Annotated in this window: 1 protein-coding gene; it reads left to right on the forward strand. The window is 66.4% G+C overall.

Annotated elements, in window-relative coordinates:
• Nucleotides 1–250, forward strand: a 250-nt coding sequence (locus SB725_RS32820) for a DUF6190 family protein (protein ID WP_410923651.1), incomplete at both ends; no start/stop codon positions are given.

Consider the following 250-nt stretch of genomic DNA (forward strand, 5'->3'; position numbering starts at 1 on the left):
TACGAGCAGATCGGCATCTGCGACGCAGTCATCTGGACCCAGCGCCGCGAAGTCCAGGATCTCTATTACCCGTTCATGGATCGGCTCCACACCGACATGGCCATCCAGCGCAGCGGGTACACCTACCACGAGATCGATACCGCGCTGAGCGATCCGCACCTGCGGGCGTTGACGCCGGAGCGCGCGCTGCTCGCGGCGCAGGTGCTGCGCAGCCAGGGATCGCTGGCGACGCACGATCCCGTCCTGCTCG

The sequence above is a fragment of the Pseudomonas sp. SIMBA_041 genome (assembly GCF_046535095.1).
Classification (GTDB): domain Bacteria; phylum Pseudomonadota; class Gammaproteobacteria; order Pseudomonadales; family Pseudomonadaceae; genus Aquipseudomonas; species Aquipseudomonas mucoides.